The following is a 19,227-nucleotide window of genomic DNA, read 5'->3' on the forward strand; positions in this document are numbered from 1 at the left end:
CCATTATAAATCTATACTTGTAAAAAATCCAGAAACATTTTCAAACTATCTTCTGCGTTCCCAACTTCTTTTTCATATATTTAGAAGGTGATAACCCATAGTATTTTTTAAAGCACTTACTAAAGTAATATGGATCGGTATACCCAACCGAATTGGCGATTTCTATAATTTGCATGGTTTTATCAGCATCCATCATCTCTTTAGCCTTTTTTAACCGGTATTGTGTCAGATACTCAATAATGGAATATCCCAACTCCCTCTTAAAAATGTTGCTGATATAGGTGGCATTGACAAAGATACTTTCCGCAATTTCTTCAAGGGTTATATAGGGTTGTGAATAATTTGATTCTATATATTTTTTAGCTTTCTCAACCATGATGAGCGTACTGGATTTTTTATTTTTATGTAAATAATCCAATATCTGCTGGTAAAAATCCTTAAGCCACTCTATAATCTCTTTGATTGTTTCTCTATTTTTAATAATATCGAAAATATCTTTTTCGGTTTTTAATATATTCGTTATATGCAGATTATTTTCAATAGCAAATTCTACGGCTATGGATGCAAGTTCCATTGCAGTCATTTGTATATAATGTTTCTGAATTTTTTTATGCATCATTTGATTAAATACTTCATCAATTTGAATATAAATGTCTTGACAGTTACCTGTTCTCAAGTCTATAAGTATCTTGTCCTTATCTTCAAAAATAAAGATGTCATTTGTAGAATTTTTCTGTGTAATCATCCTGTACTCAATAATACGGTCATTGCCTTTAAAAAATTTATATTCTAATGCTTTAATCGCTTCCTTATAAGAAAAATATATTCCGGTATACTTCTGATAGCCGGTCCCTATTCCAATGGTTATGGTAAAATCAAGATATTTTTTCACCATATTCAAAACTTTATTACAACAGTCATAATAGCTTTTAATATTGCCAACTGAATCTTCATCCTTCTCATTTAAAATAACTACGATACGATTTTGCGGACCTTGGAACACTACGTTATGTCCATATTCTGCCAAGAGCTCCTCCGTAATATTATATAATGCATACGACCAAAGCTGCTGATCCGATTCATCCATCCATTTTTCATGCAAATGGTCAATTTCACATACTATCACCAGCACATTTTGTGAAGTAATATTAATCTTAAATTTCTTTATCTTCTCACTAAAATATTCCTTTCCTGCTTCTTCAGGACTGGATATCAGCATATTAAGAAATTGTCTTTTAGCGATTGCATATCCGTTTTCCGCTTCTTCTTGCAAACGACTGATATATCTTCTTTGTGCACTCTCATTTTGTATTACATTCTTAGCATTTATCAAGGCTTGCCTAAATTCTTCTTCATCTATAGGCTTTAGGATATAATTTAACACGCCTGCCTTAATGGCTTCTTTTGCGTACTCAAAATCTTCATATCCTGTCAAAATAATTATTTTTATATGAGGATACTGGTTATGTATTATTTGTGATAATTCAAGACCATTAATAAAAGGAATATTAATATCAACAACCATAAGCTGAGGCTGGCTTTCTTGTACCATCTTTAAAGCTTGTTCCCCATCTTCAGCTTCGGCTACAATTTCGAATCCTAAGCCTTCCCAATCTAATGAATGGCGTACTAAACTCCTTAGTAAATACTCATCATCTACAATCATTACCGGGATCATTATCGATTTTCCTCCTTAAGGTCATAATTTAATGGTAAGATAATATCTACTTTTGTCCATTTACCTAATCGACTATCTGCACGAAGACCATATTTATTCCCGAAATACAGCTTTATACGCTCATCTACATTTCTCAGTCCAAAGCTGTGTTTGTCTAATCTATTGTTAATATTCAGCAGCATCTCATGAAGCTGATCCTCTTTTAACCCTATCCCATTATCAATCACCGATATTATAATAGTATCTTGTTTTTTTCTGCCAACAATCCATATTTTACCTTTCCCTCTAATCCCTTTTATACCATGATATATAGCGTTTTCAACTAACGGCTGAATTGACAGCTTAATAATCTTTACAGGTAAAATATCTTCTTCTACCCTTATTTGATAATCAAAGTTATTCATATATCTTATTTTTTGAATGGTCAGATAATGCTGAATATTTTTAATTTCTTCACGTATGTCAATAATATTACGCCCCTTGCTTAACGCTCCCCGATAAAACATCGCTAAGGCTTTTGACATACTAAACACATCCTCTGTTCTGCCAAGCTGAGCAAGCGAACAAACGCTTTCCAATGTATTATAAAGAAAATGGGGATTAATTTGAGATTGCAGAGAAAGCAGCTCTAACTCCCTCTTTTTCTTTTGATCGATATATACCTGTTCCATAAGCTGAGAGATCTGATCTATCATTTTATTAAACGTTTTAGATAAATAACCTATCTCATCATTTCTTACTATATTCACTCTCACTTCAAGATCACCTTGGGCCGCGCTCATCATAGAATCACACAAATCGGTAATGGGCTTTGAAATAGATTCTGACATGACAATTGAGAAAACTAGTTGAAGAAGGATACATATAACACCCACAAAATAGATTATATTGGTTACTTTTTTATTATCCTGGATAAGATCATCCAATGGAATAATCCCGATGATGATCCATCCCAAACGTTCAAATCTGTTAGAAGATATTAAAAAGCTTTCCTTCTGATAATTATATACTCTTCCCGTTATTTCATGATTCGATGTTAAATGAACAAAGTTTTCTTTCACAAGATTATCATAAAAGCTATTATCTTTATCCGGAAAAATAATCATACCCTGCTTATTCACAATGATAAAGCGGCCTACTCCTGCATAATCCAAATAGGTATATAATTTTGAAAATATATTTTGACTGATTTTCACTTCCAATACACCTAAAACATAGTCCGTACTGATCCCCGACTTCATCACCGCTTTTAGCATGGTAATGCTTTGATCTGCCGAGATATCTATTTGATACGGCACAAGATTATTATCCAGCCAAATGTTGTCTCCTTTTCCTTCAAAAGCTTGTTGGACCAGTTCTCCTTTAAGATTTCTATGGTTTGGAAATTCATTTGTATTGATAAATCCTGATCCTACAAGCCTTCCATCAATACCATAAATGGACGCTGAATTGATAACTGTTTTCATTGATGTGATATTTTCCATAATCGTCCGCACCACAACATAGTTATCCCAACCTTCGGGAGTATCGGCATATTTGGGCTTGCTTAGGACTTCCTGTACCTTTTTATGTTCTACCAACTCCTGACATGTTTTCTCAACATCATCCAGTAAATGATTTAAATTCTCTATGATGTTATTCAAACCTTGCTTTGAATTGTTCAGCGTTCTCTTTACAATAATATCATTCACTACTCTATTTGCAAAAAATCCGGAAATGATAATAAGAATGGTAATCACAGCAAGATTTGATAGGTGAATTTTTTTTGCTAATGACAGATTTCGATACCATAATTTAACCCTACTCACAATTCGCTTCAAACCACTCATCTCCAAGTCAGTATAACAACATTTTAAAGTTATTTCACATTAATCTATTACACGTTAATTCTTCAACCAGCCTAGTTATTATTGGTTATTTTTTTCAATATGTCATCCGGTAAGTCTGTATCTACAAAAATATAATCTTCCAATTCCGTTTTTATATATTGCTGTATGTTTTCTTTTGTAATAATAATAGGCTTAAGCTTTATCCACTTATCGGTTTTTTCACCATTTATCAATTTTATCGCTGTTTGCAAAACAATTTTACTTTGCCATGTCGGAGAAGAAATGACAGCAAACTCGAATTTCGGATATTGTTGATGATACGTCATATACATTTTCAGCAACCCATTATAATCATCTCCCGTGATGGGAACCAAGGGGCGGTTAGCTGCCAATAATGCCTTGAGTGCACCCGTTGCCACTTGCCCTCCATCACTCCATACACCGTCAATCTGATCATAGGTATTGATTAAATCCAGCATAATTTCCTTTGCCCGGTCTTCTTGCCAATATGCATCACGGTAAGCGCATACGGTAATATCGCTTTTTTGAAAAACTTCTCTTGCACCTTCCAATGCCGCTGCGGTACCCGGATTCCCCGGCATACCTCCTAATACCACAATATTTCCCTTACCATCTAGTTTACTGCTTAACCACTCAGCCCATCTACGGCCTTTCTCTTTTTCATCCGGTCCTACATATACCGTATAGCTGTCAGGATCATCTAAGGGCAGATTGAAATTAATCACTTTTATCCCCTTATCCACCGCTTTCTTTAGAGTAGGACTAATCGCATCGGTAGACGTTGGAATAACCATAATTGCGTCTACTTGCTGCGTAATTAAACTCTCTATATCATTCACTTGCTTTCCTATATTGCCTTGTCCATCTAGAATAATCAATTCCAATTCAGGATATTTGGCGGATTCTTGCTTGAGTGAAGCCAGCATCTGCGCCCTCCATGAATTACCGGAAAATCCATTGCTGAATCCGACACGATATTTTATGAATGATCTATTGAGTGAGACTTTCTTTGCTTGGTCATCTTTCTTCAAATCTATTGCAGACTTGGATTCAAATTGAAATAGAGAACAACCTGTTAAATTTATCAATACTATTAAAACAAGTATGATTGTTAACCTTTTTTTTCGACATGACCAATCCCTGCACACAAACAATCTCCTCCCAAATGGAACTGCCTATTTATTTCATGAAAATGATGTATCCTTTTTTATAGTTATTCTAGCAAATCCTAGAATAAAAAACAAAACTTATATTTCCTTAATTATAAAAAAACCCCTCTTACCTATAAGCGTAATTATTTGACGGAAGACAATCTTATTAATACGAGCGTTTGGGGGTACTAATAAGATATGCCTCCCTTCACCGGTTATCACCTTTTTTGATAATTAAGCTTACAAGCAAGGGAGATTTTAACGTATTACTCTGCCTACTATTCTATTTCAGCAATGACTGTGACTGGTGAACTGTCCAACTCTTTTATAAATAACGGGATTGAAAAAACTCTTTTAATCTGATCTGCCTCTATCCCATCAAAATTCACATCTTCAATAATGCAGATATAATTTTCAGTAAACTTACCTAATAAATACTCATGTGCTAAACATCCGTCCTGCATGTGTGCATAGGATGCCAGTGAAATCCAATCAATGGCTATAGCTTTCAGATTACTGAAATTTTCTATCATATATTTTGCAGTTTCAGAACTTACACCTGGGCCTTCAGAAGTATACCTTTCAGGCTCACTGCCTCGATTTGCAGAAAACCCTGTTCGGATCATTAATACATCCGATTGTTTGATTTCACTTTCATAAGGTTTCAAATCTTCAATAGTGATTAATTGTCCAAAAGATTTTGGGACATCAATTAATAATGGTTTTTCGTAAATAAACTTTTCTAAAGGAAGTTCACTGATCTTCAACCCACTATCATTAAAATGCTTAGGTGCATCCATATGTGAACCATTATGATTGAATAGGCTCATTTTATAGGTATTTGCTATATCACCCTCTGCAATGGATTCATAACGCTGGAAACTCAGTTCAGGATTACCGGGCCATTTAGGATCATCACCATTTATCTGATAAGAAAGACATTTATACATATTGCACCTCACGTTAATGTTTTAAATTAATAATTAATAGTGAATAATTATTAATTATTGTTGAAATACTCTGTATTTCTTCTAGTTAATAGTCTTTTACTATCTGTCCTAACGCTCTATGAAAGCAATGGCTCTGACCGGGGATGCCGAGCCTTTTGTAATAGGAAGCGGATGAGCCATGAAATATCCACGCAAAGGAATTAAATCCAGATTATTCAGATTCTCTATAATAGGTATCTTTTTACTCAATAGTATATGGTGGGCTGGGTCTCCTTCTATACCATAACCATCGGCTGCAAGTGTGTCAACGCCTAGCATCTTGATTTTTTTTTCCACAAGATATTGTGCTGCTGAAGCACCGATTCCCGGCCAATCATGTGTAAACTGATAAGAGTCCGGTCTTTTCTTCCAAAATTTAGCCCATCCGAAAGATACCAACACAATATCATTTTTACATATATCCCCATTTTTTTCTTCCCAATCCTTTACATGCTGATCGGTTAGTGTGCCGTTTGCTCCTATAAAAGATGCATCTATTACAACACAAGGGCCCCAAAAATTCTTTAAAGGTATTTCATCTATCCATACATGGGCTTCACCATCTTTCATGAAATGCGCCGGGGAGTCGATATGGGTACCATGATGTTCATTGATCAGCAGTTGATAATCTGTTGCCGCATCCCCGTGTAGGTATGAATGCCATAATGTTTTATAAAACCTGGAATGAGTAGGCCATATAGGCATATGCTCCTCCAGCTTATGAGATAACTCTACCACTTCCATTTTTTCTAGAAGTTCTGTGAGCAAACTAATATTTTTCATATTACCACCTCGTAAAATTTTAGCGATATATTACTTACTATGCCCTTGCATCTTTTTGCCTGCCGTATATGAAAAGCACCACCAAGATAACCATACCATATATGATTTGACGCCCTGCATCCTTCATATCCAATACTTGTAAAATACTAAGAAGAAGATAGATAATAACAGCTCCTGCCATTGTCCCGGAGTAACCACCTTTTCCACCTAGTATAGATGTCCCTCCAATAACCACCGCAGCAACAGATGAAAGTTGCAACGCATCCCCCATCCCCAAATAAGCAAGTCCCGAAAAACCAGTCATCATCATACCGGCTATTGCCGCGAACATCCCGCTTAAAGCATATAAACAGATAATGACCCTTTTATTATTAATACCTGATAAATAGGCAGTACTTTCACTGTTTCCCAGAGCATATATTTTTCTACCGAATGCTGTCTTTGATAAAAGCACTAACACGATTACCGCTAATATAATCCAAACAATGACTGCAGCTTTTATTCCAAGAACGGAACCGGTACCCAGAAACCTCAACCATTCCGGTGCCGACCCTTTTGGTGTACCGTCTGTATATACGTAGGTTACACTTTTTAGAATACTGTTCATCGCTAATGTCATAATCATAGGTGAGATTTTCAGATATGCAACTCCCAGTCCGTTTCCAAGTCCTATCATCAGACCAGTTATAATAACTATCACTGCAGCAGCGGCCCCCCCCATTTCAGAGGTAATTTGCGTCATCATGACTGCACCTAAATTCAATGCATAAGCTACTGAAAGATCGATACCTCCTGTTAATACAACCAGTGTTTGCCCCATGGCTACGATACCTAAAAATGATGCAATAACTAGTGTCTGCATGATGTGATCCATGGAAAAATAATCTGTTTCCAGAATACCTGACAATAAATATAATGTAACCATAGTGATATATACTTTTATGACATTGGACTGTTTTATTTTTGCTGTCCAGTCCGGTGCCAAATGTGATATATTCTCTGTCAATGCGCTCTTCATTTTAACCCCCCTCATTACTTGTAATCATTAATCAGTTGCTGTTGTTTTTTTGAGTTTTTGTAGTATGCCTAAGCCAAGAGCCAAGATCAGTATTAATCCTTGTACCGCATTTTGATAAAATGATGGTACACCCCAGAATATTAATAATCCTAAAACCAGAGATAGAATAATGGCTCCGGCAACAGATCCCATATAACCTCCTCTTCCTCCCGCTAAGGAAGTACCACCCAATACAACAGCCGCTACTGAATTAATGGTAAAAAGGTCACAACCCAGAGGGTCTCCTGATGCGGTCTGTGCAGTTAGCAGCAAACCGGCACATGCAGAAAACAATCCTGATAATGTGTAAACCCATAATTTCGTTCTTTTTACATCAATTCCAGAAAAATAAGCAGAGTTTTCACTGCTTCCTATCGCATAAATTGCTTGACATAATCTGGATCTTCTGAAAGGTATCCATACAAAAAATACAAAAAGTATCAGTACAAGTGCGGAAACCGGGACATATATCCATAAACGCCCTGTTAGAAGACGTGTATAAGAAGAAATCACTTTTCCTCCCGGTGTAGGACGTACGTATAAAGCAATTCCTGTAAAGATTGATGATGTGGCTAAAGTAACAATAATAGGCTGTAATCTTCCGTATACTACAACCAATCCATTGAATAGTCCGGCCAACATACCGACCACCATGACGATAATAACAGTTATTAAAACACCAAAAAAATCATTGCCCAGTGCCTGAGAGATAGGATACATAATGGTTGCAGCAACGGCATTTGTTAATCCGATCCGCGATCCAATGGATAGATCTATTCCTGAAGTTAATACTACGATTGTTTGCGCAAGCGCAGCAATGCATAATGTAATGACCTGGTTAAAAATAGATTGAGGGCCATACCTCGTAAAAAAATCATTTTGATTTGCAGCAAATAATACCAATACGACTGATAAAACCCCGTAAGCTAACACTGCTTCTTTATTTCGTCTCATAAATATTTGAACACTATTCTTATTCATCATCCTTCACCTCCCTATGCGATCCCTAATGCAGCATTAATAATACTATGCTCATCAATATCGGCGCCGGTCAACTCACCATTGATTCTACCTTCCTTAAATACGATGACACGATTGCATACGCCTACCAACTCTGCAAGTTCTGTAGAATAGAAAAGTATGGTGTTTCCTTCTTTTGCGAGATTATTCATAAGCTGATAGATTTCAGCCTTAGTTCCGACATCTATTCCACGTGTAGGATCTGCAAGTAATATGATTTTTGCCTCTGTCAAAAGCGCTTTGCCGATAACTACCTTTTGCTGATTACCACCGCTTAAATTCACAACCGCCTGTTCCAGATTAGGGGTTTTTATCTTTAACATCTCAACAGCACTATGAATCATCGAATTCTCTTTAGCAGTTGATAATAGCCCCATGTTTTGTATTTGCTTTAAAACCATAGTAGCTAGGTTTTCTCTTACCGATCTTGGCAATAGCAAGCCTTCATTTTTTCTATCTTCGGGAACTAAAACAATACCTGCCTTAATGGCCTCTTCCGGACTTTTAATATGTACTTTTCTACCAAAAATCTTGACTTCTCCTTTTTGGATAGGGTAAGCGCCAAATAATGCTCTTAAAAATTGACTTTGTCCATGTCCTTGAAGCCCTGCGATTCCCAATATTTCTCCTTCTTTTACCTGTAAATCAATATTTTTCAGACGCCGTCCGGAACTCAGATGAGAGATTTCTAATGCAATGTTATCTGATGTGATCTTATTTTTCTTAGGATAGGTTTCTTCCAGTTTCCGTCCTGCAATCCAATTGATAATTTGCTCGTTGCTCACTGTTCCCCACTTGAATGTTGTAATATAACGGGCATCTCTAAAGACGGTAGCGTAATCGGCGATCTGCTCTAACTCATCCATCCGGTGAGAAATAAATATTGCCGTTTTACCTTCCGCCGTCAATTTCTTAATCAGTGAAAATAATATTTTGACTTCTTCACTTCCCAGTGCTGATGTAGCCTCATCAAAAATAATGATATCAGGATTCTTTGATAGTGCTTTCGCTATTTCAACCAGCTGCTGCTGTGCTAATGGCAGATCACTAATCATTGCTTCCGGCTGTATATGGAGACCCAATTCTTCAAATAGTTTTTCAGCCATTTCGTTCATCTTTGAAAAACTCACCAAGCCGTATTTGTTTTTTGGTTCCCTGCCTATATATATGTTTTCTGCTACGGATAAGTCCTGAACAAGGGATAGTTCCTGAAAAACTGCTGCAATCCCATGTTTTTCAGCATCGTTAGGCGAGTTGATTTCTATCTGTTCCCCCCGCAAACGAATCACTCCTGTATCTTTTTTTACTACTCCGCATAAAATCTTTAGCAGCGTACTCTTTCCTGCACCATTCTCTCCAAGTACTGCATGTACCTCTCCACTACCGCATTTAAAATCCGATTCTATCAGAGCCTTTACGCCACCATAGTTTTTACTGATTCCAACCAATTCAAGCAATGGTACTTTTGATTCTCCGCTTTGTTCCTGTACCATATCTACACTCCTTCATATTTATTGACATTATGATGGTTATAGAGGATATGGCTTTCGCTATATCCTCCTACTCCAACGTTCTATACTCATTATTTATTAGGCAGTATCTGTTCTAATTTTAAGTTATATTTATTATCCTTATCGGTCCAGTCTACAAAGAAATTATCCGGTTGACCAGGTGCATAATATTTCTCAACTTCTTCATAAGTTGCATTTGGAATTGGAATCAAGGTTAATTTATCAACCTGTTCTCCTTTTAACGCTTTTAAAGCTACATCAATAGAAGCGGCTGATAAGTATGGCGGCTGACCTACAGCAATACCCTTCACGCCATCTTCTTTCATATGACGGAAAAATCCGTTTGTCATTTCACCCGTCATAGGTACGGTAGATGGATCAATATTATGCTGCTTAAGTGCTTCAAATATTGCATTTTCTCCGCCGCCTTCAGTCAATATTCCTACTATACCTTTACTTTTATGAGCGGCCAACATATTGTTGATTACTACTGAAGTTGCTGCATCATCCCATTTACCATAACCCATTTGAAGTACTTTTACATTAGGGTGTTCATCTAAAACTTCATTGTAACCCTGTACTCTATCTCTACTAACCGTTGTACCTTCAATACCACTGATCATTAGGATATTTCCTTCACCGCCAATCTGGTCCATTAACCATTTTGCCGCGATACGACCAAACTCTACCTGGTCAGTATTTACATTATAAATTTTATCTGAATCAACAGTATTATCAAATGCTACAATTACAATACCACGGTCAACTGCTTCTTCAAGAACCGGAGCTAGTGCAGTCGGAGAAGCTGCATTTACCAGAATCGCATCATACCCTTTTGACATCAAGTTACGGATTTCATTGATTTGTGCTTGTGGGTCATTCCCTGAGCTTGATGAATAATATTCACTGACCTCGCCTGCCTGTTTCAATTGTTCAGCATAGGAATCAAAGATTTTTACGCTTTCAGAACGCCAAGAGTTACCTACATATGAATTACTAAATGCGATTTTAAAACCTTCTGTTTTTTTACTATCATTTGCTGCTTTCTGTTCTCCCTTAGCATCGGCGTTTTCAGTTGCTGCCTTTTGCCCTGACTCATCTGCACTCTTGCTAGCTGACCCACATCCTGCAAAAGCAGCTACCATCAATGAAATGGTAATAACGATTGCCAGCCATTTAAAAACTCCACTTTTTCTCATTGAAAATCCCCCTTAATGATTATTAAATTTTATTTACCAGAGAACATATATTATACTTTATAGACATATAATGATTTATATTATGTTCTCTATCTATATAAGATTATAAAGGTGATATACCATAAAATGAATAGAAATACTTTAGGCCATTGGGAATATTTTTGGAATTATATAAAAAAGAATAAAAAAAACCCCCAAAATCGGAGTTTACTTTTAAAATAATTTTTATTCCTTCTATAATTCTTGTTTTTTTATGCCTATTTGGTTTCTTCCAGCACTTTTTGCTTTATACAAAGCTTCATCTACATTTCTTACCATGTAGTCAAAATCTGTTAACCCCTTTGAAGTAAAAACTCCAAAAGAAGAAGTAACTTTAATAGTTTTATCTTCATATACGATATGTAAATTCATTATCTTAACTCGTAGTCCTTCTGCTATTTCTAATACTTTTTCTTCTTCAAGATTTTCTAAAATAATTAGAAATTCCTCTCCACCATATCTTCCAATAATATATCTTTCCCCTAAATATGATTTGCAGGTAGCTATAACATTCTTCAATACTACATCACCAGCAATATGTCCATAAGTATCATTTATATTTTTAAACCTATCCAAATCAAGCATTATTAAAGATAGTGATTGATTATTTTTCACACAATGCAGTATTTTATCATTAGCAATACTATAAAGATAATTTCTATTATATACTTCTGTTAAGATATCCATAGCCCCATAGTATTGAAGCTTTTTTATCATCAAAACTTGCTCTGTATTGTCACTTAAAACGATTATCTTACCTTTATTTCCATTATTATCGATATAAGTTATATCCCCTTTAAAATAATAAACTTTTTGGGTAATTTCAATTTTAAAATCAAAAGTTACTTCTCTATTACCTTCTATGTATTTTCTGATTTCTTTAAAAAGAGTAAACACTTCATATATGTCTTGTCCAATTATATGACTTGCTTTCTTGCTAAATAGCTGCTCTGCCTTTTTATTTATATCGATTAGTTTATTATCCATATCTAAAACTATAATCACTTCTGTTATATTATCAAAAATAATATGTCTTGCAATGGCTGCAGTCTCAAAAATATTAGACTTAAATAGAGCATAGGTATAAAATAGACAAAGTACCTCCATGAAAACAGGAACTATGTCTATTTTAACAGGTATAAATCCGGACATATATATCCAGTATCCAACAAAAGGTATAAGAGAGGTTGCTACAATAATAAAACTTCTTTTTTTAAATAGAGTACTGCCTTTTATAAAATACTGCACGTATAAAATATTTCCTATCACAAAACATATGTTTACATATACTGCTGCAGTTATATATCCTATACCTGGTTTAATATCAGCAATAGCCATGGAATATATTATACTTGCTGAATAATTTTTATAAAACAAATGATGGGATTCATTGGTAAAATTCAAAATTATTAAAAAAACAGGTACCGTAAAAATTCCTATATATAACTTTCTACTAAGATATCTGCTCTTATTCGTATATTCAAGAGCCATAATAACCCAAAATGCCGGAATAGATAATATTCCTATATATTGGATTGCTGCAAATAACTTCATAAAACTCAGATTTGGTGCTATTAATTCAAATGAATAAAATAAACTATATATGAAAACAGATAAAATAAGGCCCAAGAAACCTTTTAAATAAATCTTTCTTCTATTATAAAAAATATAAATTGCTAGTTGTACGGCAATAAGTGATGTTAAAAACATCATTAGGACTACTAGATAATTCAAAAAATAACACCTCTCTTCTATTATTCTTTTCATATAAGAGACTATGATAAAGTACTTATACACCCATTATTTTCACATTTCAATACATAAATATCTTACATTTTCGCCAACATTATATCATAAAAACAGACAAATTTCTGCCTCAAGTTCCAACCTTCTACCTTATAGCTTGAAAACAGAATATGTTGGTAAAATAACATCTATTTTCTCAACCAACTAGTCTTCAACAGCAAAAGAGAAGATATACCAACTATGATTTGAACAGCAAAAAACCCTCTATCCTTATAGATAGAAGGCTTTTTTGGTGAGCCATCCGCGACTCGAACGCGGGACACCTTGATTAAAAGTCAAGTGCTCTGCCGACTGAGCTAATGGCCCTTATAGAGAAACAACAGCCTCTAGTACATATGCACTAAAGGCCATTAATATTGGTGACCCATAGGGGACTCGAACCCCTGTTACCGCCGTGAAAGGGCGGTGTCTTAACCGCTTGACCAATGGGCCAAATTGGCTCCTCAAGTAGGACTCGAACCTACGACCCTGCGGTTAACAGCCGCATGCTCTACCAACTGAGCTATTGAGGAATATCAGTTCCGGCAACGACCTACTTTCCCAGGAAGTCACCCTCCAAGTATCATCGGCACTGTGGAGCTTAACTACCGTGTTCGGAATGGGAACGGGTGTAGCCTCCACGTTAAAATCACCGGAAAACCAATTAATAATTAATAGTGAATAATTGTTGTTGAAATACTTCGTACTTCTTCCAGTTAATAGCCTGTTACTATTCGTTATTCACTATTAACTATTCACTTTAAAGGTAATGTACCTTCAAAACTATACAATGTAAGACTGAGGCTTTGGAAAAACCTTCTTCATATATTCTATCTACCTGCAACGAACCATGCTCTTAATAATTATTCATTATTAATTATTCACTGTTCATTGCTCTTTTGGTCAAGCCCTCGGTCTATTAGTATCGGTTAGCTCCATACATTACTGCACTTCCACCTCCGACCTATCTACCACATAGTCTACGTGGGACCTTACTAGCTTACGCTATGGGAAATCTTATCTTAGGGGGGGCTTCACGCTTAGATGCCTTCAGCGTTTATCCCTTCCGCACTTAGCTACCCAGCTGTGCCATTGGCATGACAACTGGTGCACCAGAGGTGCGTCCATCCCGGTCCTCTCGTACTAAGGACAGCTCCCTTCAAATCTCCTGCGCCCGCGACAGATAGGGACCGAACTGTCTCACGACGTTCTGAACCCAGCTCGCGTACCGCTTTAATGGGCGAACAGCCCAACCCTTGGAACCTACTACAGCTCCAGGATGCGATGAGCCGACATCGAGGTGCCAAACCTCCCCGTCGATGTGGACTCTTGGGGGAGATAAGCCTGTTATCCCCAGGGTAGCTTTTATCCGTTGAGCGACGGCAATTCCACTCTCATACCGCCGGATCACTAACTCCAACTTTCGTTACTGTTCGAGGTGTCTCTCTCACAGTTAGGCTAGCTTATGCGTTTGCACTCTTTGCGCGATTTCCGACCGCGCTGAGCTAACCTTTGAGCGCCTCCGTTACTCTTTTGGAGGCGACCGCCCCAGTCAAACTGCCCACCTGACAGTGTCCCATACCCGGATTACGGGTACTGGTTAGAATTTCAGTATCTCAAGAGTGGTATCCCAACGTCGACTCCGACAACACTGGCGTGCTATCTTCTCAGTCTCCCACCTATCCTGTACATGAAATACCAAAATCCAATATCAGGCTACAGTAAAGCTCCATGGGGTCTTTCCGTCTTGTCGCGGGTAACCGGCATCTTCACCGGTACTACAATTTCGCCGGGTACGTTGTTGAGACAGTGCCCAAGTCGTTACGCCATTCGTGCGGGTCAGAACTTACCTGACAAGGAATTTCGCTACCTTAGGACCGTTATAGTTACGGCCGCCGTTTACTGGGGCTTAAGTTCACACCTTCGCTTGCGCTAAGCATTCCCCTTAACCTTCCAGCACCGGGCAGGCGTCAGCCCCTATACGTCGTCTTTCGACTTAGCAGAGACCTGTGTTTTTGCTAAACAGTCGCTTGGGCCTATTCTCTGCGGCCAGGTCACCCTGGCACCCCTTCTCCCGAAGTTACGGGGTCAATTTGCCGAGTTCCTTAACAACGCTTCTCCCGTTCGTCTTAGGATTCTCTCCTCACCCACCTGTGTCGGTTTGCGGTACGGGCACCTAACCAATATATAAGCTTTTCTCGTCAGTGTAGAATCGTCTGCTTCGCTACTTGTTTTCGCTCCCTTTCGCCGCACTCAACCAACGGTGCGGTCAGACTATCTTCCTGCGTCCCTTATATACTTATCGGCTTCGGTGGTTACGGAATTTCAACCGTATGTGCATCGACTACGCCTCTCGGCCTCGCCTTAGCTCCCGACTAACCCTGAGCGGACGAACCTTCCTCAGGAAACCTTAGGTTTTCGACGATTATGATTCTCACATAATTCTCGCTACTCATTCCGGCATTCTCTCTTCTATCTCGTCCACATGTCCTTGCGGTCATGCTTCAACCTGTCATAGAAAGCTCCCCTACCCAGTATTGCTACTGCCAAAGCTTCGGTATAGATTTTAGCCCCGTTACATTTTCGGCGCAGAATCACTCGACCAGTGAGCTATTACGCACTCTTTAAATGAGTGGCTGCTTCTAAGCCAACATCCTGGTTGTTTTAGCAACTCCACATCCTTTTCCACTTAAATCTATTTAGGGACCTTAGCTGTTGATCTGGGCTGTTTCCCTTTTGACTATGAAACTTATCTCCCATAGTCTGACTCCCGGACATCATTTATGCGGCATTCAGAGTTTGATAGGGTTCGGTAACCGGATAAGGCCCCTAGCCCATTCAGTGCTTTACCTCCGCTAAATTAATCCGAGGCTAGCCCTAAAGCTATTTCGGGGAGAACCAGCTATCTCCGAGTTCGATTGGAATTTCTCCGCTACCCACAGCTCATCCCCCAATTTTTCAACATTGGTGGGTTCGGTCCTCCACGAAATTTTACTTCCGCTTCAACCTGTCCATGGGTAGGTCACCCGGTTTCGGGTCGTATACAACGAACTGCGCGCCCTTTTAAGACTCGGTTTCCCTTCGGCTGCGGTGCTTAACACCTTAACCTTGCTCGTTACATACACTCGCCGGACCGTTCTACAAAAAGTACGACATCGCACCTTAATGTGCTTTGTCTGCTTGTAAACACAGGGTTTCAGGTTCTATTTCACTCCCCTCCCGGGGTTCTTTTCACCTTTCCCTCACGGTACTATGCGCTATCGGTCATTAGGTAGTATTTAGGCTTGGAGGGTGGTCCCTCCTGCTTCCCACAGGATTTCTCGTGTCCCATGGTACTCTGGATCCTGCTAGCTCACTTCGGTTTTCACATACGGGACTCTTACCCTCTATGGTCTACCTTTCCAGGTAGTTTTGCTAACCTTCATGATACATATTGCAGTCCGCAACCCCTAAAGTATTGCTACTTCAGGTTTGGCCTCTTCCCCGTTCGCTCGCCACTACTTAGGGAATCGATGTTTCTTTCTCTTCCTCCGCCTACTTAGATGTTTCAGTTCAGCGGGTATTCCTCCATACAGCTATGAATTCACTGCATGGTGACTGGATATTGCTCCAGCCGGGTTCCCCCATTCGGATATCTGCGGGTCAATGGCTATTTGCGCCTTACCGCAGCTTTTCGCAGCTTATCGCGTCCTTCGTCGGCTCCTAATGCCAAGGCATCCACCCTGTGCTCTTATTAGCTTGACCTTTGTTTAGTGAATAGTTAGTAGTGAATAATGAATAGTGTTATTCATCTTCCTACTGCTTTTCACCTCAACAGTCTGGTGTTCTCCTTAAGAATTATATGAGTAAAGTTTTCCTTTAAAATTGTAGTGTAATACAGTGGTTCCACTGCGATTACCCTTTTTTAATCTTTTCCTCATGTCTTTACATTGTTTAGTTTTCAAGGTACATTTTGTTTAGTTAATAGTGAATAACTAATAATGAACAGTTATCTTCTATTAACTTTTGAAAGATCATTTTCTTAGTGACTGCTAACAGCTTCCATTCATAGCTTTTAAACTATTCATTATTCACTATTAACTATTCACTAAAAAGAACTTGGTCTTTCAAAATTAAATAGCGTAAGAGTTCTCGTGAAGATCATACTAATATGATCTATCGACCATAGGATTGGCTCCATCCGTTAATAATTATTAACTATTCGTTATTCACTATTAACTGGAGCTCTGCTCCTTAGAAAGGAGGTGATCCAGCCGCACCTTCCGATACGGCTACCTTGTTACGACTTCACCCCAATCATCAGCCCCACCTTCGACTGCTGCCTCCTTACGGTTAGCTCACAGGCTTCGGGTGTTACCGACTCTCATGGTGTGACGGGCGGTGTGTACAAGGCCCGGGAACGTATTCACCGCGGCATGCTGATCCGCGATTACTAGCAATTCCGACTTCATGTAGGCGAGTTTCAGCCTACAATCTGAACTGGGACCATTTTTGGCGATTTGCTCCACGTCACCGTCTTGCTTCGCTCTGTTAATGGCCATTGTAGTACGTGTGTAGCCCAGGACATAAGGGGCATGATGATTTGACGTCGTCCCCACCTTCCTCCGATTTGTCACCGGCAGTCTCGCTAGAGTGCCCAACTTAATGATGGCAACTAACAATAGGGGTTGCGCTCGTTGCGGGACTTAACCCAACATCTCACGACACGAGCTGACGACAACCATGCACCACCTGTCTTACAGTTCCCGAAGGCACTCCCAAATCTCTTTGGGATTCTGTAGATGTCAAGCCCTGGTAAGGTTCTTCGCGTTGCTTCGAATTAAACCACATACTCCACTGCTTGTGCGGGCCCCCGTCAATTCCTTTGAGTTTCAACCTTGCGGCCGTACTCCCCAGGTGGGATACTTATTGTGTTAACTCCGGCACTGGAGGGGTCGATACCCCCAACACCTAGTATCCATCGTTTACGGCGTGGACTACCAGGGTATCTAATCCTGTTCGCTCCCCACGCTTTCGCGCCTCAGCGTCAGTTACAGTCCAGAAAGCCGCCTTCGCCACTGGTGTTCCTCCTAATATCTACGCATTTCACCGCTACACTAGGAATTCCGCTTTCCTCTCCTGCACTCAAGAACTACAGTTTCAAATGCAGCCCCGGGGTTGAGCCCCGGTATTTCACATCTGACTTGCAGTCCCGCCTACACGCCCTTTACACCCAGTAATTCCGGACAACGCTCGCCACCTACGTATTACCGCGGCTGCTGGCACGTAGTTAGCCGTGGCTTCCTCCTCTGGTACCGTCATGTTTCTTCCCAGAAGACAAAAGTTTACGACCCGAAAGCCTTCTTCCTTCACGCGGCGTTGCTGCGTCAGGGTTTCCCCCATTGCGCAATATTCCCCACTGCTGCCTCCCGTAGGAGTCTGGGCCGTGTCTCAGTCCCAATGTGGCCGATCACCCTCTCAGGTCGGCTACTGATCGTCGCCTTGGTGAGCTTTTACCTCACCAACCAGCTAATCAGACGCGAGTCCATCTTATACCGGATTGCTCCTTTGATCAAACAGCCATGCGACTATCTGATATCATGCGGTATTAGCACATCTTTCGATGTGTTATCCCCCTGTATAAGGCAGGTTACTCACGCGTTACTCACCCGTCCGCCGCTAAAATTGGTATCCGGTAAACCTTCAACCAATCTCCGCTCGACTTGCATGTGTTAGGCACGCCGCCAGCGTTCGTCCTGAGCCAGGATCAAACTCTCAATAAAAATTTATTGAACGTTTAATTAGCTCAAAATTATCACTAGCTTTACTTTGTTATAAAGTACGCTAAAGTTTTCTCAAATCATCAATAATTATTAACTATTCGTTATTAATTATTAACTATATTAAACGAGAACCTCTTACGCTATCCAATTTTCAAAGACCAATTTAGTACTGCTCACTGAAGCAGCTTTGCTATTATATCAAACTTTATTTCGTTTGTCAACAGCTTTTTTCTTGGTAATTTCTTCATCGCTCTTGTGAAGCGACAAAAGCTATCTTACCATGATCAACTCTGTTTGTCAACAGCTTTTTCTTTGGTAATTTCTTCATCGCTCTTTCGAAGCGACAAAAAATATTCTAACATAATCAAGCTTACCTGTCAACAACTTTTTACTGGTAATTACT

General features: G+C 38.9%; 10 protein-coding genes, 3 tRNA genes and 3 rRNA genes. All 16 read right to left on the reverse strand.

Annotated features, from left to right (window positions below):
* Window positions 1-40: 40 nt before the first annotated feature.
* Window positions 41-1,678, reverse strand: coding sequence for a response regulator (locus QKW49_RS06425; protein ID WP_282866728.1), 1,638 nt, complete (start codon window positions 1,676-1,678; stop codon window positions 41-43).
* On the reverse strand, window positions 1,678-3,498 hold the full coding sequence (locus tag QKW49_RS06430; RefSeq protein WP_282866729.1) for a sensor histidine kinase: 1,821 nt from the start codon (window positions 3,496-3,498) through the stop codon (window positions 1,678-1,680). Before QKW49_RS06430 ends, QKW49_RS06425 begins: the two co-directional genes overlap by 1 nt.
* Before the next feature lie 80 nt (window positions 3,499-3,578).
* Entirely contained in the window at window positions 3,579-4,676 is a 1,098-nt protein-coding gene (locus QKW49_RS06435; protein ID WP_282866730.1) for an ABC transporter substrate-binding protein, read from the reverse strand.
* 281 nt (window positions 4,677-4,957) lie between these two features.
* Window positions 4,958-5,629, reverse strand: a complete 672-nt coding sequence (locus tag QKW49_RS06440) for a cyclase family protein (protein WP_282866731.1) — start codon at window positions 5,627-5,629, stop codon at window positions 4,958-4,960.
* A 108-nt stretch (window positions 5,630-5,737) separates the two neighbouring features.
* Complete coding sequence (locus QKW49_RS06445; RefSeq protein WP_282866732.1) at window positions 5,738-6,451, reverse strand: cyclase family protein; 714 nt, start codon at window positions 6,449-6,451, stop codon at window positions 5,738-5,740.
* A 37-nt stretch (window positions 6,452-6,488) separates the two neighbouring features.
* The gene (locus QKW49_RS06450) at window positions 6,489-7,469 is read right to left on the reverse strand and encodes an ABC transporter permease (RefSeq protein WP_282866733.1); all 981 of its coding nucleotides are present in this window, start codon (window positions 7,467-7,469) and stop codon (window positions 6,489-6,491) included.
* 27 nt (window positions 7,470-7,496) lie between these two features.
* Complete coding sequence (locus tag QKW49_RS06455; protein ID WP_282866734.1) at window positions 7,497-8,492, reverse strand: ABC transporter permease; 996 nt, start codon at window positions 8,490-8,492, stop codon at window positions 7,497-7,499.
* Between the two features lie 11 nt (window positions 8,493-8,503).
* A complete protein-coding gene (locus QKW49_RS06460) occupies window positions 8,504-10,021 on the reverse strand; it encodes a sugar ABC transporter ATP-binding protein (protein ID WP_282866735.1) in 1,518 nt (505 codons plus the stop codon).
* Between the two features lie 89 nt (window positions 10,022-10,110).
* Window positions 10,111-11,238: a substrate-binding domain-containing protein gene (locus QKW49_RS06465; protein ID WP_282866736.1), complete on the reverse strand. Its 1,128-nt coding sequence runs from the start codon at window positions 11,236-11,238 to the stop codon at window positions 10,111-10,113.
* A gap of 234 nt (window positions 11,239-11,472) precedes the next feature.
* Window positions 11,473-13,011 (reverse strand): histidine kinase N-terminal 7TM domain-containing protein, encoded by a 1,539-nt coding sequence (locus QKW49_RS06470; protein ID WP_282866737.1) that lies wholly within the window; start codon window positions 13,009-13,011, stop codon window positions 11,473-11,475.
* 302 nt (window positions 13,012-13,313) lie between these two features.
* Window positions 13,314-13,389, reverse strand: a tRNA-Lys gene (locus QKW49_RS06475).
* A gap of 51 nt (window positions 13,390-13,440) precedes the next feature.
* Window positions 13,441-13,515, reverse strand: a tRNA-Glu gene (locus QKW49_RS06480).
* Window positions 13,516-13,519: 4 nt separating this feature from the next.
* Window positions 13,520-13,595, reverse strand: a tRNA-Asn gene (locus QKW49_RS06485).
* A gap of 7 nt (window positions 13,596-13,602) precedes the next feature.
* Window positions 13,603-13,719, reverse strand: a 5S ribosomal RNA gene (rrf, locus tag QKW49_RS06490).
* Window positions 13,720-13,961: 242 nt separating this feature from the next.
* Window positions 13,962-16,806: ribosomal RNA gene (locus tag QKW49_RS06495) — 23S ribosomal RNA — on the reverse strand.
* 493 nt (window positions 16,807-17,299) lie between these two features.
* Window positions 17,300-18,824, reverse strand: a 16S ribosomal RNA gene (locus QKW49_RS06500).
* Together the 16S, 23S and 5S rRNA genes with 3 tRNA genes alongside form the textbook arrangement of a ribosomal RNA operon.
* Window positions 18,825-19,227: the final 403 nt, after the last annotated feature.

Origin of the sequence: Petroclostridium sp. X23, assembly GCF_030013905.1 — a bacterium.
Taxonomy (GTDB): Bacteria; Bacillota; Clostridia; order SK-Y3; family SK-Y3; genus X23.

Bases quoted from the DNA above. Each gene is read 5' to 3' on its own strand.
- QKW49_RS06425 (WP_282866728.1), bottom strand. From the start codon at position 1,678: ATGATCCCGGTAATGATTGTAGATGATGAGTATTTACTAAGGAGTTTA.
- QKW49_RS06440 (WP_282866731.1), bottom strand. From the start codon at position 5,629: ATGTATAAATGTCTTTCTTATCAGATAAATGGTGATGATCCTAAATGG.
- QKW49_RS06445 (WP_282866732.1), bottom strand. From the start codon at position 6,451: ATGAAAAATATTAGTTTGCTCACAGAACTTCTAGAAAAAATGGAAGTG.
- QKW49_RS06450 (WP_282866733.1), bottom strand. From the start codon at position 7,469: ATGAAGAGCGCATTGACAGAGAATATATCACATTTGGCACCGGACTGG.
- QKW49_RS06455 (WP_282866734.1), bottom strand. From the start codon at position 8,492: ATGATGAATAAGAATAGTGTTCAAATATTTATGAGACGAAATAAAGAA.
- QKW49_RS06460 (WP_282866735.1), bottom strand. From the start codon at position 10,021: ATGGTACAGGAACAAAGCGGAGAATCAAAAGTACCATTGCTTGAATTG.
- QKW49_RS06465 (WP_282866736.1), bottom strand. From the start codon at position 11,238: ATGAGAAAAAGTGGAGTTTTTAAATGGCTGGCAATCGTTATTACCATT.